Here is a 21763-nt window from a genome sequence, read left to right as displayed (position 1 = left end):
GTCCCAAACTTTCCGCTTTGCGGTAAAGATGTTTTTACGTTTTGGAGCTAGTTCTTGGAAAACAGCCCGAAAACAGAATTCTGAAAGTCAAATCAAACACTTGCGATTGACACATAAAGGAAACCCATATACTGGCTTCTTGTCTTAAAGTGAACGTGGTGATTCTCTGTGTGCGCGCTATTAGCATCTTCCGAGCCATAGTGGGGGACGCCATGACCGGCAGGTGTACTCCCCTTCCCATGGCGCAAGCGTCCGCTTGTGCCGCTGTTTTGGGGCTACTTTTCGAAAAACAGCACCAAAACAGGAAATTCCTAATCTTATAAGGCATAGCACCGAATTTATTTTCAAGTGGCGGGTTGGTTCATCCAAAGAAATATTTACAGTTTATTTTAAACTTAATTCAGGCTTCTGCATTAGTATATAGGTATAAAGACAATTTGCATCTTCCACTTTGTCATTCTGAAAGAATCTAGGCAGCGAACTAGATAAGCATTTGCCTACCGCTACTGCCGTTCGTCACCGAGATTCTTACAGAATGACAGAAAGGGAAATGTGTAAGATTAATGGCACCCAGAACTTAGTATACCCGAGCATACCGTTCAGCCCCCTGTTTCTCATAACGTTTCTTACCTTTACAACCCGTTTGAATTGCTATTGAACAGGCCGGTTTTGCTTGATTGTTTATTGATTTTGATATACTGAAAGTATCATGAAGATAGGAATTGTGTGCTACCCCACCTTTGGGGGAAGCGGAGTTGTGGCCACCGAACTGGGGAAAGCCTTGGCCGAGAAAGGACACAAAGTGCATTTCATCACCTATAGCCAACCTGCCCGGCTGGACTATTTCAACGAGAACCTGTTTTACCACGAGGTCAACATCCCCAATTACCCGCTGTTTCAGTACGCACCGTATGAGTTGGCGCTGGCCAGCAAGATGGTAGACATTGTGCAGTTTGAGAAGCTGGACGTGCTGCACGTGCACTACGCCATTCCGCATGCCTCGGCGGCGTTTATGGCCAAGCAGATTCTCTTGACCAAGGGCATTCAGATTCCGGTGATTACCACGTTGCACGGCACCGATATTACGCTGGTGGGCAAAGATGCGTCGTATGAGCCGGTAGTCACGTTCAGCATCAACCAGTCAGACGCGGTTACCTCGGTGTCTGAGGACCTGCGCAAGGAGACGTATGAGCATTTCCAGATTGAGAAAGACATTGTGGTGATTCCCAACTTCATCAACCTGGAGCGGTTCCAGAAGCAGCGCAAAGACCATTTCAAGGCCGCCATCGCGCCGTTCGGTGAGAAGTTATTGGTGCATACTTCCAACTTCAGGGGCGTCAAACGCATTGGCGACGTGATTAAGATTTTCTACAAAGTGCGCGAGCAAGTGCCTTCAAAATTATTATTAGTAGGCGATGGCCCCGAACGCCCCAAAATGGAAAACCTCTGCCGCAAGCTCAATATCTGCCAGGACGTGCGCTTCCTGGGCAAGCTGGAAGCGGTAGAAGAACTCCTCTCCGTAGCCGATGTCTTTTTGATGCCCTCTGAAAAAGAAAGCTTCGGGTTGGCGGCGCTGGAGGCAATGGCCTGCGAGGTGCCCGTGATTTCGTCTAACGCCGGAGGTCTGCCCGAGCTCAACATTCACGGCGTGACCGGCTTCGTGAGCAACGTGGGCGATGTGAAAGACATGGTCAAAAACACGCTCTTCCTCCTGCAAGACGACCAACTGCCAAAATTCAAAGCCGCCGCACTGGCCCGCGCCAAGGAGTTTGAGATAAACAACATTGTGCCTATGTATGAGGCGGTGTACCAGCAAGCCATTGATGCGGTAAAAGCGGCGGTGTAGTTTTTCTGTTTCTGGCTTGTTTTGGCCAAAACAGGCCAGAAACGGAAGAAATTCGTATCTTTAGTTAGAATTTTTGCAATGGGAGTTATGAATATACAGACATTGAAGTACGAACTCATAGAATGGGTCACTAAAACCAATGATAGCGCCCTTCTACAAATCCTCAAGTCTATTAAAGACTCTAATATTGCCTCCAGCGATTGGCTAGAAAAATTAACGCCTGCCGAGCAGGAATCTTTAAACCGCGGTATAAATGACCAGGCACAAGGAAAAGTGTTAACAAGCAGAGAGTTTTGGGCGGATTATGAAGACAACGTTTGACATTCGCTGGTCACAAGAGTCGAAAGCGAAGTTTCAAAAGATTATCGCCTATCTGCGCGCGGAGTGGACAGAAAAAGAAGTCAAAAAATTTGTAAAACGGTTAAAGGAATTTGAGCAAATAGTGGTGCTTTTCCCAGAACTCTATGCCCCCACTAGGGGCGGACTTCGGCGCGCAGTTTTAGGCAAACATCATTCAGTTATTTATAGGATAGATTTTCAACATCGGCTTATCAGAGTCTACACTATCTTTGACAACCGGCAGAATCCGGCCTCTTTGAAAGGGTAATCAAAATATTTCCGTTTTTAGCCTGTTGTGGCGAAAATAGGCCAAAAACGCAAATTCCACTTCTCCCATCTGTCCTCCTGAAAGGAACTTAGGGAACAGTGGGCGAACTAGAAAAGCACTTCTCCCCCGCCACTGCCGTTTGCCACCTGTTCCCTAAGATTCTTCCAGAATGACAAAGAGTGGAGGAGGTAGAAGAACTTGAGAGCAAAGAGCCGGTCAAGGAAGAATAGTAATGAATGGTAGAGAGTTAATGAATTAGAAAACCCGCTCTCTACCCAATCCTCTCCTTCTTCGTACCAAATCACTAAAAACAACGCCCACTTTACTTCTTCCTATGCGCAACTTCAAAATCAGCACGTTTGTGGGCCTTATCTGCGTGGTACAGCTATTGGTAGTGCTGGGCTTCGGGTGGTACAAGGAAAGTGGGGACCTGAAAACGGCGGCCATGTACCTGGTGGTGTTTTACCTGACGGCGGTGCTCATCAACTTCGTGTTTGGGTTCTTCCTCATTCTCATCAACCTCAAAAACCGGCTGGACCGGCTCACCTTTCTGCTGCTGTTCCTGCTGGCGGCCTTTCTGGTGGGAAATGAGTTTCTCCAACCCAATGGCTACGTGCTGTACCGGTTTGTAATCATGGCTTCCTTCTTTATGTGTGCCTTCTACTTCTACCGCGTGCTGAAAAAGAACCAGGCAACTGTCGCGTGATTACGGCACTTGAACCTTCCGTTTTCGGGCTGTTTTCAGAAAAACAGCCCGAAAACGGAATTCTCCTTTTAAATTAGCACATCAGCACCTTCAAAAATTAGCATAGTAACCTCGTGAAACCAGAACATTCTCTAGATAACCCGTGGACTACCCTTGAGTCAAAACCCGTGTACAGCAACCCCTGGATTAGCGTGCGCGAAGACCAGGTCATTAACCCCGGCGGTGGCAACGGCATTTACGGCGTGGTGTCGATGAAAAACAAGGCTATTGGCATCATTCCCATTGACGAGGAGGGCAATACGTGGTTGGTGGGCCAGTACCGTTATCCGTTGAATGAATACTCGTGGGAGATTCCCATGGGCGGCGGTCCGGTGGAGCTGGACGTGCTGGAATCCGCGAAGCGGGAACTGAAGGAGGAAACCGGCCTCACCGCCGCCGAGTGGACGAAAATTGCCAGAATCCACACGTCCAATTCCGTCACAGACGAAGAAGGATTTATCTTTCTGGCCGAGGAACTGACCCACGGCGAGACTGAGATGGAGGAAACCGAAGACATCAAAATCTGGAAACTCCCGTTCCCCGAAGCCGTGAAAATGGCCATGAACGACGAGATTACCGATGCCATCAGTGTAGCCGGTCTCTTGAAGGCCGAAAAGATTTTATTGACCCGCCGCCCAAAATAAGCGCTTATTATTGCACTAACTTTTGGTAGCTGGCGTTGCCGTTTTGAGCCTGTTTTTCTGAAAACAGGCCAAAAACAGGTGGCACCGGCCAGAAACGTGGTGCATTTCCTTTTAATTCGTAATTTTGGAAAGATGAAAGCGCTCAAGGCCATCGGTAGAAAGGTGTATTCAGTGTGGTGTACCACCTGGTTTGTACTTCCGTTCATTGTGACGTACCCGCTGTTCAGGCTGTTTATTGCCAAACCCAGCCGTCTCAAGCACGCGCACACCATTAACCGCATCTGGTCTAAGCTGCAGCTGCGCATGTACCTCATGCCCATCACCATACGCGGCCGCGAGCACATTGACCCCAAGCAGCTGTACGTGTTCGCGCCTAACCACAGCTCGTACATTGACATTCCGTTGATCATTGCGGTCATGCCCGGTTTCCTGAATTTTGTGGGGAAAAAGTCTTTGACCAAGGTGCCGCTGTGGGGCAAGATTTACCAGGCGCTCTACATTGCCGTTGACCGGGACAGCCCCGTGAGCCGCGCCAAAGCCTACGTTTCCAGCAAGCAGAGCATTGAGGCGGGGCGCAGCGTGGTGATTTTCCCCGAGGGCAAGATTTCGCCGGAGGCGGGCCGTACCATGCTGCCGTTCAAAGACGGTCCGTTCAAGCTGGCCATTGAGAAGCAGGTGCCGCTGGTGCCCATCACCATGCCCTACAACCACCTGTTCTTGCCCGACGTGAAAGGCAAACTGGTCATTAGGTACCACCCGCTGGAAATGACCATTCACCCGCCAATTTCTACCCAAGGCATGACGTTAGAGGATTTAGAAGCCCTCAAACAGAAGACCTTTGACATTATACAAGCTGAATTAGACGCCCACCATACCCATGAGTACCAACATAGAAACCCTGCGCCAGTTAGCGCACTTAGCCCGGCTAGAGTTTGACCAGACCAAGGAACAGGAAATGCTTCAGGACCTGAACAACATCTTGAACTGGGTAGACAAGCTGCGCGAACTGGACACCCAGCACGTGGCTCCGCTCATTCATATTTCAGAAGAACTGAATGTGATGCGCGAAGACGTGGCCCAGAACACCGTGAAGCACGAAGATGCCCTGCGCCTGGCGCCGCGCAAAGATTCAGATTATTTCAGGGTTCCTAAGGTTCTGGAGTAGCCTTGATGAAGCCTTTCCCATATTGGCAGGCCCTGGAGCCAAGCCGGCGTTTTCTCTACCTTTTCCTCACGGCCCTTGTAGTGGCCGTGATTGGTTTAGGGGTGTACGGTTATTTCAAAGGCGAAAAACTTGTTTATCCGTTAGAAAAGGAAACGGAGCTGTTCCCGGCTGAGGCGCACCTTTTTCCGTCGGCTCCATTGCTCACTCCCATGCGGGTAGAGGTCAATGCCTATCTGGTCTCGGAACAATATGCTATTGGCCCCATGCATCTCCCCCAGTGGGCGGTTTGGGTGCATTTGGCGGGTCTGGCGGTAGCACTGGTCTTCTTCTGGACAGTGGCCAGCACCTTAACCCGTATGGCATATTACGTGGCGGCTACGCTGGGCATGCTCTGGCTCTCCACGTTCAACCTGGACCTGTTGGGGATTTTCCCGGGCACCAGCCGAACGCTTTTACTTATTGGGTTAGGCCTGTTTGGGGTGACCAGCTATCTTTTTCATGCTTTCTGGCGCTCAGGCTCTTTTCTGTTGCGTTTTGTGGTGTTCACAGCGCTTACCCTCCTCTTCGGCGGAGCCGTTTTCTTTGCCTCCCCCCTTTCTGGTGCCCTGACAGCCCTGCATATTGTCAATTACAGCACGTTAGGCAGTTTTGTGGCCGCGGTGCTGCTGATGCTGTTAGTGGCGTATGAAAACCTGCACGGCCTTCTCTGGTTCAATACCCATGCCCAACAGCCGCAAAGGCGCTTCGGGCTCCCACAGTTTCTCCTGATCAGTGTACTTTACCTGGGCAACCTGCTCCTGTTGTACCTCCGGCAGGCCGGAATCCTGGAGATAGATTACTTGGGGTTTGATGCCTTGCTGCTCTTCCTTTTTTCTACTGCAGTAGGGTTCTGGGGCCTGCGACAACGGGAGGTGCAATATGCCCGTTTTCTCCAGTTTAAAACCGAGGCAGCGCCTCTGTACCTGGTATTAGCCCTGCTGTCTTTCCTGAACCTGGGGTACGCTTGCTTAATGGCCAATGATACCATGGTACAAGCCTACCGCGGTGCTATCATTCTTACACACTTGGCTTTTGGTATTTCATTTTTGCTGTACGTTCTGGCTAATTTCTGGCCGCTGCTAAAAGAAAAGCTGCGGGTGTACCGGGTGGTGTATGACCCAAAGCGGTTGTCCTTCTTTGTAGTCTACCTCATGGGGGCGGTGTTGCTGGTGATCATGGTCATCAGAAACAACTATGCTGTTTTTTACCAGACCCAGTCAGCGTACTACACCTATCTGGGGGATCTGTATCAGCAGACAGAAGAAAGTCCGCTGCTGGCAGAGCAGTTTTACAGCGAGGCCAGTCACCGCTCCAGGAGCAATACCAGAGCTCTTGCGTCTCTGGCAGACATTTACCACGCGGCGGGCATGCGCACCTTAGAGATGAACCGCCTACAGGACCTTCTCTCCAGAAAACCCTCTCCGCAGGGATTCTTACAATTAGCCAATCTCTATACAGACCCGTCAGATTTGTTTGACCATCTCAAGATCCTCCAGACGGGTGTACGCCAGTTTCCTGAATACGCGCCGCTTCTGAACAACCTGGGCTTGCTGTATGGCACCACTACCTTCACAGACTCTGCGGCTTTTTATTTAGACAAGGCGCTGGCTCACAGCCATGAGCCGGAAGTGGTACAGGCAAATCAGCTGGCATTTCTCTTCAAACATGGCTTTAAGCAGCAGGCGGTAGAATTCTCCCAGACGTATGACCATGACCGCCACCTGCCCCTACTGACAAACAAATTAGCCATAGGTTTTCTTATTGGTGGAAAAACACCTGTACAGACAACGGCTCCATTACAGGACAGCATCCTGTCTTCCGCATCTTTTGCGTATTTCTACCTCCAACACCTGCTTCCTACATCTAAAGGCGAGCCCAAGGCGGGCATTGCACAAGTAGACCGGCTCCTGAGACAAGAGGCAAACCTTGGGTTTACTGATGACCTTACCCTCCTGAAGGCTGTTCTACAGCAACGGGCCGGTTACCCCGCTCAGGCAAAAGCGACCCTGGAGCAATTGGCCGCTAACAATACAGCAACGGCTGGCCACTACAATGACATTTTGGGGCAATGGATGCTGCAGGTACAGCTGTATCCTTCTGCTGCTGCCTATTTTGGGAAGGCCCGGCAGGCTGGGTACCGTGATGCGCAGCTACATGAAGCGGTGGCCTTGGCCTTGGCTGGGCAAGAAAGTGAGGCCGCTCAACTGGCGCTGCAAACCACTACCCTGCCGGAGGCGTGGCAACAGCGCGCCGCCACCCAACTGGCCATTGCCACGCAGTTGACGCCTAGCCAGGCAGCCACAGCCCCAGATTCCCTGAAAGTCCAGTTTCTGCAGCTTAAAGCCCAGAAGTTGCCCCTGGACCAGGTGGAGCAGGTGGCCACTACCATTACCACTCCAGCGCTGGCCCCGGCAGCTGCCTTGCCCTTAATTGAAAGGTATCTGCAGGAAAAAAACCTCACCACTGCCCAAAACCTGTTACAGGCCCATTTTCCGACTTCTTTTCCCAAAAATTATCTAAAGTCAAAAGCCAACGCCTTGCAGGCGGCACTATGGTGGCAGGCAGAGCAGTGGCAGGAGCTGAAAACCCAGCTGCCTTCCCTTTATTTTACCCCCCAAGACATAGGTGTCAAGCTTTATTATCAGGCAAAGCTGGCTCAGCGTAATAAACAGACCAAAGAAGCGACTAATCTCTTTGAACAGCTGGTACGGCAGGCACCGTGGTATGAAGCAGGTTATTTGGCTGCCGCCGATATCCTGGTCCGCCAAAAGCAGCCTCTGAAAGCCTATGACTTACTGCTGGAAGGTATTACCTTTAACCCGTCCTCCATCGCTTTGAGAAAAGCCTATGTGCGGTTGGCATTAGACCAGGGGTTACGGGAGTATGGCCTGCAGGGACTCGAGCAACTGGAGCCTTTGTTACTGCCCGCTGATTACCTTCGCTTTAGAAAAGAAATAGATGCCAAACTGCAGGCCAGTGATTCACTGCAGCAGGAATGGCAATAAACAACGGCCTTATGAGCACCATCATTAAAACCGAGGAAATCTCTAAGATGTACCAGATGGGAACAGAACAGATCCACGCGCTCCGTTCTATTTCCATTGAAATTAAAAAAGGGGAATACGTGGCCTTCATGGGCCCGTCCGGTTCTGGAAAGTCTACGCTCATGAATATTGTAGGCTGCCTGGACACGCCCACCTCCGGCCGGTATATCCTGAACGGGAATGATGTCAGCAATATGGTAGACAACGAGCTGGCCACCGTGCGCAACAAAGAGATTGGGTTTGTGTTTCAGACGTTCAACCTGCTTCCCCGCTCCTCTTCCCTAGACAATGTGGCGCTGCCCCTGATCTATGCCGGTTACGGCAAAGCCGAAAGGGAAGAACGCGCCATGGCTGCGCTGACCAGCGTTGGCCTTGGCAGCAGAGCCCATCATAAACCCAATGAGTTGTCTGGTGGTCAGCGCCAACGGGTAGCCATTGCCCGCGCCCTTGTCAATGATCCCAGCATTATTCTGGCAGATGAGCCTACCGGGAACCTGGACACCAAGACTTCTTATGAAATCATGGAGCTGTTTGAGAACCTGCACGCCAAAGGCAATACCATTATCATGGTTACGCACGAAGACGACATTGCCCATTACGCCCACCGTATTGTGCGCCTGCGGGACGGGCTGGTAGAAACCGATGAAATGAACCAGAACGTGACGGTTCCTGCCCAGCAGGCGGCCGCCCATACTTCCCCCTCATGAAGATTTATACCAAGACCGGAGACAAAGGAGAAACATCGCTCATTGGCGGTACCCGCGTAAAGAAATCGCACCTGCGCATTGAGGCCTACGGTACTGTAGATGAGCTCAACTCTTTTATTGGCGTGGTGCGCGACCAGGAGGTAAACCAGAAACGGCAGGAGCTGTTTTCAGAGATTCAAGACAGGCTCTTTACTATTGGCGCTACCTTGGCCACAGATCCTGTTAAAAACGTGAAGATGCAGACCCCAGACCTCCATGAAACGGATATACAGCTACTGGAAGAGCAAATGGATCTGCTGGACCAGCACCTTCCGGCATTACGCAACTTCATCTTACCGGGTGGTCACCAGGCTGTCTCTTTCTGTCACGTGGCCCGCAGCGTCTGCCGCCGGGCAGAGCGCCTGGCTATTGCCCTTCAGGAGGAATCTCATGTAGATGACCTGGTAGTGAAGTACTTAAACCGTCTTTCAGATTTCTTATTTGTCTTAAGTAGGGCAATAAGTTTTGAATTAGGAGTAAAAGAAATAACTTGGAAGCCTCGTATGTGAGGCTTTTTTTATTCTTTCCAGCCATATTTTACGTACACTATTACCATTTACACCATACCTATGCAAACAGAAGCGATGCCAATTCATACTACTGTTACCACCGCCAGCCAACTGGCTAACCTAGATTTAGAGAACCTCCAGTTCGGAAAAGTTTTTGCAGACCACATGCTGGTCATTGATTATAAAAACGGTGCCTGGCAAGAGCCTCACATCTTGCCTTATGGCCCTATTGAAGTAAGTCCGGCCATGGCGGCCATTCACTACGGCCAAGCGCTTTTTGAAGGCATGAAAGCCTATAAAACCAAAGAAGGTGAAGTCGTGCTTTTCCGCCCGCAAGCTAACTGGGCCCGGTTGAATGAATCGGCCAAACGCCTGTGCATGCCTGAGATCCCAGAAGACCTTTTCATGGAGGGTTTAAAGCAGTTGGTTGCTTTAGATGCGGACTGGGTTCCCCAGCGCCCGGGTTACTCTCTGTACATCCGGCCAGTGATGTTCGGGTCAGAGGGATTGTTGGGCGTTCGTCCTGCTGAGGAATACAAATTCATCATTTTCTGCAGCCCCGCCAGCAGTTATTATGCAGAGCCGGTACGGGTTAAAATTGAGGAACATTACACCAGAGCCGTTGAAGGCGGATTTGGTTTTGCCAAAGCAGCCGGGAACTACGGCGGCTCTCTGCTCCCGGCAAAGCTGGCCCACCAGGAAGGGTACCATCAAATCATCTGGACAGATGGCCGCGAACACAATTTCATTGAGGAGTCAGGCACCATGAACGTTATGTTTGTGATAGATGGCACCTTGGTTACCCCCGCCTTGAGTACTTCTATTCTGGCAGGGGTAACCCGTGATAGCGTACTACAGTTGGCCCGCGACTGGGGCATGAAGGTAGAGGAGCGCAGAATTCCAATTCAGGAAATTGTAGATGCCTACGCCGCCGGCAAACTGGAAGATGCGTTTGGTACCGGTACTGCCGCCACCATTGCGCATATCAAGTCTATCACCTACCAAGACCAGGAAATGATGTTGCCACCGGTAGCAGATAGAAAATTTTCCAACCGTGTTGCCCAAGAGCTGGATGCCATTAGGTATGGAATGGCCCCAGACCCTCATGGCTGGGTAGTTCCCGTTCAATAAGTATTCTTTCACTATATCCTTAGGAAGTAGCGGGCTGATCTGGCTCCTACTTCCTATTTTTGTTTCAGGGGAGACATCATAAAAAAGCGTAGCCAGGTGATTTCTGTTTTTGGCCTGTTTTTCAAAAAACAGGCCAAAAACAGAAACCCGGTTCATGAACTGAACGGTTACTTTTTTGTGCTCCTGTACATACTTGCACCCAGTTAAAAATTACTAGATTATAAACCATGACTCAAGAACAGATTAAAGAGTTGAAAGGCCGCGTTGAGGCTTTGAGGAGGTATCTTTGACTATGATGCCAAGAAAGAACAGGTAACCGCGTTAGAAGAAAAATCTCTTGCCCCTGATTTTTGGGATGATCCTAAAAAAGCAGAGTCACTCCTGAAGGAAACAAAAAGCCTGAAAACCTGGACAGATGATTTTGAAGCTACGGCCAAAGCCGTAGAAGACCTGGAGGTGTTGTTTGATTTCTACAAAGAGGGTGACGTGTCTGAAGAAGACATGAATTCTGAATTCAAACAAACCGAGAAGGTAGTGGAAGGGCTTGAGTTCAAACGGATGCTCAGCAATGAGGAAGACCAGTTAGGCGCCATGTTGGAAGTAAACTCCGGAGCCGGCGGTACTGAGAGCCAGGATTGGGCAGAAATGCTCTACCGCATGTACCTCATGTGGGGAGAACGCAAAGGCTACACGGTTAAACAGGTAGATTTTCAGCCCGGTGATGGTGCTGGAATCAAGTCTGCCACGCTCCAGTTTGAAGGGGACTTTGCCTACGGCTACTTAAAAGCAGAGATTGGGGTTCACCGCCTGGTACGTATTTCCCCGTTTGATTCCGGCGGCCGCCGCCACACTTCTTTTGCCTCTGTCTTCGCCTACCCTATTGTAGATGATACCATTGATATTCAGGTAAACCCGGCAGATATTGAATGGGACACGTTCCGGTCAGGAGGTGCCGGTGGGCAGAATGTGAACAAGGTGGAAACAGCGGTACGCCTGAAACATAAGCCCTCTGGCATTGTCATTGCCTGCCAGATTGAACGCTCTCAGCTCATGAACAAAGAGCACGCCATCAGAATGCTGAAATCCCAACTCTACCAGATTGAAATCAACAAGCGGAATGAGGAACGGGATAAGCTGGAAAGCACCAAAAAACGTATCGACTTTGGTTCCCAGATCAGGAACTACGTACTGCACCCGTACAAACTGGTGAAAGATATTAGAACCGGGGTGGAGCGAAGTGATGTGCAGAATGTGTTAGATGGGGATTTGGATGAGTATATTAAGGCGTATTTGATGCAGAGTTAATTGTATTGGTGAGGGTAAAACAGTGGAGGCATTCTCTGTTTTAGCCAAGCTTTGGGAAATAAAGGTTAGAAATCTATCCAATATTAGCTACCATACTGCTCCAGTATAGATTAATTTTTTGAATACACGCACCCTACAGCCTTTTTAACTTAAAAATCAACGTATTAATATAAACATTTTTATCGTTCAAAAATAAAAATGTTTATCTATATATAATCCTTGATTTTAAGTCTTTTATTTTTACATTTAGAAGGCTACTCATTAGTAAAATCAAAGGATTTATTTTGAGAAAATTCTGCTTTACAAAAAACAAAGGGGCTGCATTTGCAGCCCCTTTGTTTTTTGTAAAGCAGTCAGATTATGATGCACCTAAACTACTAAAGATTACAATCTTAATAAAAGGCGCGGCCACATATATTACTATAAGTGGCCGCTTTTTTAATTTAAGCTAAAAGAGTTGATTATCTGGATCTTTTATACGTTAAAACTAATCCGGTAATTTCCCGCTTGTTAGAAGTTGGGTTCCATTCAAAGTTTAAAGTAAAAGTCTTAGTAGCAGGGTCATATTTATTAACGGCAGAAGCTATATTCCTAAGTGATGCATTACCTAAAGCTGTCATAGTAACCTCATTCGTTGCTGGGTTTATAGTAGCACGTAAGTTATCAATACCTGCAATATTTGAAGTATTTCCATACCATTTCAGTCCTGTAATTTCTACTGTATTAGCATCAATGGTGGTTAAGGTAACGTCTGAATTTCCGGCCATACTCCCATTCAAAGCATCGCCAACTGTAGGAACTCCAGGAGCTGAATAACGCTGAACGTAACCGGCAACACTAGAATAAACCCCATCCCATTGGTTTTTTACTCCAACTTTAGCAAGAATCTGGCCATAATTACCGCTAACTATATAACCAGATTTATCAATATTACCAATTGTATAAGCTAATGCATATGTTTTAGCTGGATCCAAATTTTTGGCATTTACTACTATCGGTAAATAACCATCCCTGCTACCCTTTGGAATTGTTACAACATTACCCTGTGGTAATGTGTACAAATTACTGGGAAATAAAGTTAAAGGAGCAGTAGTGGTAGATGCCGCGGTAACTTTTTCAGGAGCAGGAACTAGCGTAACCTGAATATCCTCCTGAGCAGTTTGATTTGCCGCCAGGTGAACATGAACCAGATTAATTGTTACATTCTTATCTTCAAGAGGTAAGGCGGTTGTAGCAGTTGCTGAAGGTATTTCAATAATTCTATTTGCCTCCAGATTAATCATTCCGTATTCCTGATCTTCAATATTCTCGTCAGAAAGACAAGAACTGAACCCAACAGCCAATAAGGCAAGGGTATAAAATTTAAGAAATCTTTTCATATCCGTTTTTAAAATTATTTATCCCAGAAGACTTTTGATGTCTGCGAATTGATGGAACCCTGTGATGCCACGTTAGCTGAATTGTAATTATATTCAGACTGTGGATACAACAACCGAGTTGGGATGCCATTAGTACCTCTACCAGGAGCAAGGGAAAGAGGAAGGTCAGTAGGTACTCCCACTCTTCTATAGTCTACCCAAGCTTCAAAGTTGTTAATACCTACCAATGCTAGATACTTCTGCATAACTATCAGGTTAATTTTGTTCGCATTTATAGGAGCATCCCAGTTAGCTATATTTTCACCTAAGTAAGTATTAGCAGTTGCAGTAGCATTACTTACGCCAAGCCAGGTGAAGGATTCACGCACTGCGTTTTCATACGCAGCTTTGGCATCACCAGGTAACCATCCTCTCTGAATAGCTTCTGCTTGTAAGAACATACTTTCAACTGAGGTAAATATCCATTGTGGTTGAGTAGCAGATTTTGCCAAACCTGGACCGGATACATCAGAGGAGTTAGCTGCATTAGGAGCATTGTTTGGTATTATTTCACCAAAGTTGTACCCATAATAATCATTGGGTTGTGCAGTTGTTTTGGTCTGTACTTTGCTAAAATAATATTGGTAACGGATGTCATTGTTATTCATCAGTTTATCCAAAACATAATTATTAGCACGGTTGTAATCATCTCTAGCACCCAAAGCGGTCACTTCATAAGCATTCCAAAAAGGATTCTGCTGACCATCAACCACTGCGTAACCTGGTTGAACATCTGCAGTTTGACCAGCACCTAAGAAACCACTACCGTCTGCTGTTATTTTAGCAATTTCTGCAGCTGGCGCTGTACCTCCAAATACTTCTGACTGACGGATCAATAGTTTTAAACGCTGAGAGTTAATAAGCTTACGCCACATTAACTTCTGATTATCAACACTATACCCTCTGGTAGAGCCAAACATGATATCTACATTTCTCATATCTGTTGTAATGGCAGCACCAGCCATTAATCTGGCTGCTTCATCTAATTGCAACAAAAGATCCTTGTAAATATCTTCCCCTTTATCATAAGCTGGGAGTATGTTACCCGTTACATCAAAGGCTTTAGTATAAGGAGCGTTCCCATATTGATCCACTATATACATAAAACCAATTGACTTTAGAGTTTTAGCAATTGCCACGTAAAAATTTTGTTCTTCGGCAACAGCTTTCTTCTCCATGATATCCACATCAGTTAAGATGTCATACCAGGTATTCCACTCATCCTGCTCAAATGTGTTGGTAATGTTGTAAGACTCTCTCTCTTGACTAGGTCCATATGTACCTGACCGAGCCCAGTAACCCATCCAATGGGCCGCAAAATCATAAGAAACAGCCATTCTAGCTCCAACTGCATGTTGTACTCTTGGCAAAATCAATTGCGGAGAAACAGATTCAGTTGTAGGCGAGTTGGGGTTTTTATTAATATCAAAGAAATCATCACTACACCCAGCTGCACTAAGCACTAGGAGCGTGAAAACGCTATATATTACTTTTTTCATTTGAATCAAGTTAAATTTATTACTCCTTAAAAAGTTAGAGTGATTGTTCCACCAAAGTTGCGAACTGGAGGATTAATGCTAGAGTTAGTGATACCCGCTGTATTACCAGAGGTCACACCAGTAGTACCGCTGTTTGAAAAACCATTATTACCACCTGCAGTGTAAACAAAGTCAGGGTCAGTATAAACGTTAGACTCCGGTAACCATAAGTACAGGTTTCTACCAACTACTGCTACTGTTGCACTTTTGATTATTTTTTGTCTACCAAGCAATCCAGCAGGTAAATCATAACTTAAGGACAATTCACGGAATCTCCATGAAGCTGCACTTGTGATGAAGTTAGAGGCAACCGTTCTATATACCCCAACATAGAAGTTTTCTACATTGTTAATAGTAACATTTGTGTTAGGAGTATAAGTTCCATCAGCACCCATGATAACAGAATTAGGGAATACAAATCTCTCACGGTTATTGGCAGCAGTAGCTTCAGAAACGCCAGTCCATGCCATAGCCTGCCCAATATCATTATATGTATAATGGCCGGTTTTATATTCAAATAAAGCAGAAAGATTCAAGCCTTTCCAGCTAGCGGATGGGTTCAATCCTACAATCCATTTTGGGGCAGTACGGCCAAAGTTTTGGATAGTAGTGTTTTGTGTAGGTAGACCTGTTACGGCATCAACAATTACTCTACCTTGAGGATCTCTATTGTAGTCAGAAGCTTTGATGATAAAGGCAGGATACCCTTTCACAGCATAATTTGAAGCGTTAGTATATCCACCAATTGCAATCTCATCAAGGCCTTCAAACACTTTAGTGATCTCAGTATCATTGTAAGTAGCATTTGCTCTAAATTCAATATCAACACCACCTACATTTACTAAAGGTGTTAAGCGCAGATCTAGTTCTACCCCTTTATTAATAAAGGAAGCAGCATTCACATATGCAGAAGTATATCCAGTAGCACCAGAAACCTGTACAGGAATGATTTGGTCTTCCATTTTCTGGTTGTAATAGGTAGCTTCTAAGTTAATTCTTCCTCTTAAAAAACCAGTTTCAACCCCAACCTCGCGGCTTTCAATTGATTCTGGTTTCAAATTTGGATCATATGTCGTATTATTAGCTGTAAACCCTGGCAAAGTACCATAAGGGAATCCACTTGACTGAGAGAAGGTAGCAGCTAACTGATAAGGAGCAATATCTGCATTAGCTGTTTTATTCCAACCTGCTCTCAATTTTAAGTATGAGAGCAGATTATTGTTTTGCAGTACGCTGATGGCATCAGTTAAAACTAATGAACCACTCACACCTGGGTAGAAGTATGAGTTATTTCCAATAGCAAGCGTTGAGATCTCATCATTACGGCCAGTTACCTCTACATTTGCCCAGCCCTTATAACTCAAGCTTGCACTTCCATAATAAGAGAACAATCTGGTTCTCCGCATTGGGGACCCCCCAGTCAACTGTCCTACTCGGTTATCAAGGTTGAAAAGTTCTGGAACTACCAAGCTAGTAGCTCCTACTCTGGTATCACGAGCATCGTCTTGACGCACATAAGTACCTACAATTACATTTAGCCTGAAATCTTCAGCAAATGTTCTATTAAAGTTGGCAAAAGCTTCTGATGATAGACGGGTATTCCGGAAATTTCTTTCTTCAACAGTGCCTGGGATTGGCTTAACACCTCTAGGAATGCCAAATGCATTTGGAGTTTCTCCTTTAGAAGTTCTTCTCTCAGTTGTATTCTGTGAAGTAATTGCAGCTCTATAATTTAAAGACAACCACTCAGTCACTTTCAAATTTAAATCTAGGTTAGAGATGAAGTCTTCTCTTCTACCATCTCTTCTCCAGTTATCAAGTGCAAAATAAGGATTCAAACCGTAGTGGTTGAAGTAATTGTTATAAGTTGAGAACTCATCTGTCTCAAAATTCTTATAATTCAATAACGGCACATGCGCTGGAGTATTGAAGATAAGGTTCATCAAACCTTGATTCAAACCAACGTTGTTTGATGTATTCCAATCAGACATTTGAGCATCATCAAACACATTATAATTTTGTTGAATATAGTTAGTATTTAACCCAACTTTGATTCTACCATATTCCTTGGCAGTGTTTAATCTCAAACTAGTTCTACGATTTTTGTCATCAGGCACAATACCTTTAACTGAAGCATCTTGCAAGCTGATATAAAAGTCTTTAAGTGCTAAAGAAACGTTATTCTGCAAAGTAACGCCAGTATCAAAAAACTCTTTCCTATCATTTCTGGCACTATACGTGACACGTTGCTCATTGCCATTTTCAAGTGGATCACCTAAAAGTACCTCTGAACCGTCAAAGGCCGGTCCCCAAGACCAGTTCTCATAGGGAATATATTGGCCACTTCCCCCACTACCAAATTTTTCCTGAAACTTAGGAAAAAAAGATATTTGCTGAAATTGAGTTGAATGACTTACTGTTACTACTGGTTTTTCATCTAATGACCCTTTCTTTGTAGTGACAACAATAACACCATTTCTTGCATCTGGACCATAAAGTGCTGCACCTGCAGAACCTTTCAATACTGTTACATTGTCAATGTCATTTGGGTTGATAGAAGATAAGTAGTTGATATCAGATGGAACACCGTCCAATAACAATAGCGGATTGTTGTTACCAGTCAAAGAACGGATACCGCGAAGGTTGATTCTCACGTTTTCAAAAACACCACTGTTAGTAGTAGTAATGTTCAAACCTGAAACCTTACCTTGTAGTCCATTTGCAATGTTCACTGGTGCAGCTCTAGTAACTACCTTGTCAGTCACAGTAGTGGCAGCATACCCTACTTCCTTTTTCTGTCTCTCAATACCCAAGGCAGTAACAACCACCTCATTTAATTGACGGGCATCTACAGCCAGACGAACATTGACAGTAGTTTGGTTGCCAATGGCAATCTCTTGAGTGTTATACCCAATAAAGGAAAACACCAAAGTACCGCCAGCAGAAGGAACAGTGATGGAATACCCTCCGTTCACATCTGTAGGAGACGCTGTACTAGTTCCTTTTAATTGTACTGTCACGCCAGGCATTCCTTCGCCGGTAGACGCATCAGTCACTCGCCCCGTGATCGTCTTGCCTTGTGCCATGGCTTCATTCAGAAGCACAGACAACAAGAAAAGACTTAAGAGTAAGATTTTCTTCATGTTGATTTTGTTTAATGGTTTGTTTGGATGAAAATGATTCCAATGATAGGGAACTTTAACAAGAAATAAAAATAAAACATCATACAATATAATTCAAGCACGCCTATAGCCTCGTTTTGGCAATTATTTGAATATACCACCATATTCAAATTCTGAAAAGGTTTTAAAGATTACCTCTACCTGTCTATGATAAAAACATATAAAAAACTGTATATTTAAAATAGCACCCTAGTTAACAGGTAGCTTTCAAAGAGACGGATCATGTTTTAAGAATTACTTTCTTTATGGTACTGGGTAGGATTATTCAACAATTGTGACGGTTACAATTGCTCAAATAGTTGACTTGAGAGTCTAAGGAGGAGCCTGTGCGGCCACCCAGGCAATTGTTTTGCAAATCAAATTCATGAAAGCATACATTCTTTATGCTCTATCTTCTACTTAAAAAACCTCACATCTAATAACGGAGACGCTTATTTTCCACCTCTAGGCATACAAGCTTTACTAAAATAAAAACACTTTCATATCACCAGTATTCAATGCATTTAGGGGATGAAAATTCTTGCTAAAGAATTATACCTTAATATAACCTTATCCTACTTTACAGAATTAGTAGTTTACATAATATCATACACTTAATTGATATAGAATTAATTTACTCATTTAATTAATAATTACGCAAGGGTATATTTTATTATAATTCACTATTTATCTTTCAATTAATTCCAAACACAAGAACCAAATTATCAAACACTTACAAGGATCAATAAAGTACTCCATGATTCTATTAAATAAATTTCTCAGTTCTATTTTCCAATAATCTTGCCCCAGATTTAAATATTGGAACAAGCTGCAGGCAAATAGTGTTAATGTCACCAGGAAGGAAGCTATTCTCCCCAGACTCCAGACATCAAGTTCAGTACCACAATGCCCCCATACGTACAACGGCAGAACACACTTGCCTTCAACAAGAAGACGAAGCGGAAGAAAGCTACTTCTCTTCTTCAGCATGTTTTGTTGGCAGCTGTCCTGCCCTTTCTCTTCTTGCTGACAACAGGGTTCCAACCAGTCAGTCCTATTGACCCCATCCAGTTAAAAGCAGAGCCCTTGCCTTTCACGCCTAAAGAATTTTACCTGGCAGAAGTGCTGGACGAACGATCAACAACAAAAGCGGTGGCATTATTGATTACAGGAAACACTAAGTCAACTACGCCCCAGGGGATAGACCTGCAGGGAGGGGGCCTGGCGGCGGTGAAAGCGTATATAGCAGAAAGTTTGCCCCGCAACCCCAGTCTGCGCCCAATCCAGATGCGGCTGAAAGAGTACCAGGTAACAGAAACACCAGGCGCAAACGGGAAAATTGACGGTAGGGTGAGTATTTCCGCATCATTTGAGGTACAGCGCGAGGGGCAGATGCTCCACCTGTTTGAGTATAAAAGCGGCGCCCGCTACAGCAGACCCGCAGCTCAGCTGGGGGTAGTGGAGCCCACCCTCCGGAAAGTTCTATCAGAATCTCTGCGGTATCTGGATTTGTGGGTCAACCAGGAGGCGCCGCACAACGAGAAGTTAGCCAGAAATTTAAAAGTCACTTTTTCAGACTATACCCGCAACACAGAAGAAGACACTCTCTTTTATGATGTGAACCGCCCGTTGCAGTGGAGCGACTTCAAGGGCGGGTCGCCAAGGGGAGGTTTTGCCGCTTCCATTTTCCCCTTCATTTCTAATGATATCCACGCAGTGGTCAAGAATGGCACCATATACGTAGACATCCAGATCAAGACGTATATGGTCAGAAGCCTGTCCCGGTCAAGGGCAGACGCCAGAAACGCCTATGGCCTGAACCACGAGCAGCGGCATTTTGATCTGGTAAAACTGGTGACAGAGCATTACAAGCAGCGCATCAGAAAAGCCAAGCTGACCCTGGCCGACTATGACAGCATGATCAAATACCAATACCTGGAGGAACTCTGGGAATTAGACGCCTTGCAAAAAAAATACGACACAGAAACCAACCATGGCCTCAACGCAACGGCTCAAACCAGATGGAACCAGAAAATTGAGGAGGAACTTGCAAGTTTAGGACTCAGGAAACCTTCCCTTTAAAAACACCAACAGGGCACTCCTATATTATATAGGAGTGCCCCGCTGGTTTATGCCTGTTTTACAAAAAGTAGCTTAAAAACAGGAAGAGTTTTAGATTGTTAGCTACCAAATATTTCTTCCAGCACCCCCGCCAGCCGCACCCCGCCTTTCAGCAGTTGCGCATTCAGGGTGGCTATGTAATGAAAGTTGTACGTATAGCTGAGCTTTTCCTGCGGCTTCACGCCTTTGTAGAGCTGGTCAGCAATCTGGTAAGACTCAAAGAACCACTGGGTCATGGGCTGGTTCTTCCAGATCTTGCTCTGTTCTTTAGAGACACAGTTGAGCGCGGTGGCGTATTCTGTATAGCTCAGCTGCTGGTATTCTATCAATTGGCTGTCCCAGAGACGGTGCAGGTTGGTGGGTTGGTTGAACCACTCCACCCTAATACGGTTTCCGCCCAGGTCTTCTGGCCGGCCCACGTGCATGGGTTGGTGCACATCCCCCACCAAGTGGATCAATATCTTGAGGTATTGCGCTTTCTTAACCGGCTCCAGCTCCTTCTTCTTCAGTTCAGCTATCAGGAAATTGATTCTGGTGTAGGCATCAACGGCGGTGTCCTGCTTTAAAATTGTCTCCACCTCGGCCTGGGTGAGGCCTTCCTTCAGGTTGATGTAATGCCACGTGTCCAGGTAGTCAAAGGCGGGGTCAGACTTCACAAAATCAGGCCAGTTGCTGACCATGGCCACAGATTCAGGGCCTAAGACCTTGCGTATGTTCTTCTTCGCCCTGTTAGACAGGTGCCTCTCAGCTATTTCGCCCACAATACGGTGGCCCAGCATTCCCCACGCCATAGACTGCAGCGGGAGGTAGACAAACAAACAAAGCAGGAGAACTCGCTGAAGAACTTTCATGAATGCGTTGGTAGAAGTATTTCGGCGGCCGCCGATGCACAAAAGTAGCAAAACCCCTAAACTTTACACGCCGAATTCTGTTTTCGGCCTGTTTTTAGGAAAACAGGCCAAAACAGAATTAGAAATCCCGAACCGAACAGACCACCCCCTTCGCCAACGCCGGGTTCTCCATTAACTGCACCAGCTTGGCCGCCGCCGCCTCTGGAGAGGCCAGCTGCCCGTTTGCCTTCAGGTCTTTAAAGTACTGCAGGCTGCTGAACTGGCCTGGGTGCGCCCCTCTGATCTGCTCCTGCATGTCTGTGTCTATTACGCCCGGGGCCACCGAGTAAATGCGTACGCCGGTGCCTAGCTTCTCCTGCTCTACCTGCGCGGTTTGGGAGAGCATGTCCAGCGCGGCCTTTGAGGCGCAGTAGGCCGCCCAACCGTCTTTGGGGCTTTTACCGGCTCCGGAGCTGATGTTCAGGATCATCTTTTCGCAGTTGGTCTTGTGTTGGTAACTCTGCAGGAACAGGTTCATGAACATGGCCGGTACAATCACGTTCACGTCAAAGACGAATTCAAAGTGCTCGTTCTGGCTTTGCCCCATGTACCCAATCTCCCCTACCACCCCGGCGTTGTTCACCAGCACCAGCCGCTGGGCGTCTTCAAACGGAAGAAACACCTTGTGCAGATTATGCTCCACCCCGGCAATGTCTGAAAAATCAAGGGGCTGGTGCCGGTAACGCGGGTGCGTGAGGGTGCAGTTGCGTGAAACCCCTATCACAAAGTTGGTCTCCTGCTCCAGCAGAGACTCTGCCAGGGCTTTACCCACGCCCCGGCTGGTACCGGTAATAATGTAGTAGTTCATTTCAATCTATTAGGAATTAGGAATTAAGAATTTACCTCAGCCCGGT

Annotated in this window: 18 protein-coding genes; 13 read left to right on the top strand and 5 right to left on the bottom strand. The window is 46.4% G+C overall.

Features of this window, described 5'->3' with window-relative positions:
- Positions 1-709: 709 nt before the first annotated feature.
- From bshA to prfB, 12 genes are all read left to right on the top strand, one after another.
- Positions 710-1846, top strand: a complete 1137-nt coding sequence (bshA, locus tag FHS90_RS01405; protein WP_182511291.1) for an N-acetyl-alpha-D-glucosaminyl L-malate synthase BshA — start codon at positions 710-712, stop codon at positions 1844-1846.
- A 102-nt stretch (positions 1847-1948) separates the two neighbouring features.
- A complete protein-coding gene (locus FHS90_RS01400; RefSeq protein ID WP_182511290.1) occupies positions 1949-2167 on the top strand; it encodes a hypothetical protein in 219 nt (72 codons plus the stop codon).
- Positions 2151-2453 carry a type II toxin-antitoxin system RelE/ParE family toxin gene (locus tag FHS90_RS01395; RefSeq protein WP_066830784.1) on the top strand — a complete coding sequence of 101 codons (303 nt, stop codon included), beginning with the start codon at positions 2151-2153 and terminating at the stop codon, positions 2451-2453. The genes FHS90_RS01400 and FHS90_RS01395 overlap by 17 nt, the downstream gene beginning before the upstream one ends.
- 334 nt (positions 2454-2787) lie before the next feature.
- Entirely contained in the window at positions 2788-3159 is a 372-nt protein-coding gene (locus FHS90_RS01390) for a hypothetical protein (RefSeq protein ID WP_182511289.1), read from the top strand.
- 113 nt (positions 3160-3272) lie between these two features.
- Positions 3273-3842 carry an NUDIX domain-containing protein gene (locus tag FHS90_RS01385; RefSeq protein WP_182511288.1) on the top strand — a complete coding sequence of 190 codons (570 nt, stop codon included), beginning with the start codon at positions 3273-3275 and terminating at the stop codon, positions 3840-3842.
- A 132-nt stretch (positions 3843-3974) separates the two neighbouring features.
- Positions 3975-4778, top strand: coding sequence for a lysophospholipid acyltransferase family protein (locus tag FHS90_RS01380; RefSeq protein ID WP_182511287.1), 804 nt, complete (start codon positions 3975-3977; stop codon positions 4776-4778).
- Positions 4720-5007, top strand: coding sequence for an Asp-tRNA(Asn)/Glu-tRNA(Gln) amidotransferase subunit GatC (gene gatC, locus FHS90_RS01375; RefSeq protein WP_066830789.1), 288 nt, complete (start codon positions 4720-4722; stop codon positions 5005-5007). Before FHS90_RS01380 ends, gatC begins: the two co-directional genes overlap by 59 nt.
- Positions 5008-5009: 2 nt before the next feature.
- Complete coding sequence (locus FHS90_RS01370) at positions 5010-8051, top strand: tetratricopeptide repeat protein (protein WP_182511286.1); 3042 nt, start codon at positions 5010-5012, stop codon at positions 8049-8051.
- A gap of 11 nt (positions 8052-8062) precedes the next feature.
- Positions 8063-8797: an ABC transporter ATP-binding protein gene (locus FHS90_RS01365; RefSeq protein WP_066830986.1), complete on the top strand. Its 735-nt coding sequence runs from the start codon at positions 8063-8065 to the stop codon at positions 8795-8797.
- Entirely contained in the window at positions 8794-9345 is a 552-nt protein-coding gene (locus FHS90_RS01360) for a cob(I)yrinic acid a,c-diamide adenosyltransferase (RefSeq protein WP_182511285.1), read from the top strand. Before FHS90_RS01365 ends, FHS90_RS01360 begins: the two co-directional genes overlap by 4 nt.
- A gap of 60 nt (positions 9346-9405) precedes the next feature.
- Positions 9406-10476 (top strand): branched-chain amino acid aminotransferase, encoded by a 1071-nt coding sequence (locus FHS90_RS01355; RefSeq protein WP_066830795.1) that lies wholly within the window; start codon positions 9406-9408, stop codon positions 10474-10476.
- A 227-nt stretch (positions 10477-10703) separates the two neighbouring features.
- Positions 10704-11781 (top strand): peptide chain release factor 2 gene (prfB, locus tag FHS90_RS01350; RefSeq protein ID WP_182511284.1). Its coding sequence is split into 2 segments (ribosomal slippage): positions 10704-10763 and positions 10765-11781, totalling 1077 coding nucleotides; the frame shifts between segments, so codons are not numbered across the junction.
- Between the two features lie 461 nt (positions 11782-12242).
- Here the strand turns inward: prfB and FHS90_RS01345 are convergent.
- Genes FHS90_RS01345 through FHS90_RS01335 form a run of 3 tightly spaced genes read right to left on the bottom strand, consistent with a single transcriptional unit; the run spans position 12243 to position 17967 of the window.
- On the bottom strand, positions 12243-13160 hold the full coding sequence (locus FHS90_RS01345; protein ID WP_182511283.1) for a BT_3987 domain-containing protein: 918 nt from the start codon (positions 13158-13160) through the stop codon (positions 12243-12245).
- A 14-nt stretch (positions 13161-13174) separates the two neighbouring features.
- A complete protein-coding gene (locus tag FHS90_RS01340) occupies positions 13175-14698 on the bottom strand; it encodes a SusD/RagB family nutrient-binding outer membrane lipoprotein (protein ID WP_182511282.1) in 1524 nt (507 codons plus the stop codon).
- 26 nt (positions 14699-14724) lie between these two features.
- Positions 14725-17967, bottom strand: a complete 3243-nt coding sequence (locus FHS90_RS01335; protein ID WP_182511281.1) for a SusC/RagA family TonB-linked outer membrane protein — start codon at positions 17965-17967, stop codon at positions 14725-14727.
- 1017 nt (positions 17968-18984) lie between these two features.
- On the opposite strand from FHS90_RS01335, the gene FHS90_RS01330 reads away from it, so the two are divergent.
- Positions 18985-19980 carry a hypothetical protein gene (locus FHS90_RS01330; RefSeq protein ID WP_182511280.1) on the top strand — a complete coding sequence of 332 codons (996 nt, stop codon included), beginning with the start codon at positions 18985-18987 and terminating at the stop codon, positions 19978-19980.
- A gap of 98 nt (positions 19981-20078) precedes the next feature.
- Here the strand turns inward: FHS90_RS01330 and FHS90_RS01325 are convergent, their stop codons facing one another.
- Both FHS90_RS01325 and FHS90_RS01320 read right to left on the bottom strand, forming a co-directional pair.
- A complete protein-coding gene (locus FHS90_RS01325; RefSeq protein ID WP_066830990.1) occupies positions 20079-20870 on the bottom strand; it encodes a S1/P1 nuclease in 792 nt (263 codons plus the stop codon).
- Between the two features lie 118 nt (positions 20871-20988).
- On the bottom strand, positions 20989-21717 hold the full coding sequence (locus FHS90_RS01320; protein WP_066830805.1) for an SDR family NAD(P)-dependent oxidoreductase: 729 nt from the start codon (positions 21715-21717) through the stop codon (positions 20989-20991).
- Positions 21718-21763 lie beyond the last annotated feature (46 nt).

It is taken from the genome of Rufibacter ruber (genome assembly GCF_014138425.1).
GTDB lineage: Bacteria > Bacteroidota > Bacteroidia > Cytophagales > Hymenobacteraceae > Nibribacter > Nibribacter ruber_C.
This window is presented reverse-complemented; position numbering and strand designations above follow the sequence as displayed.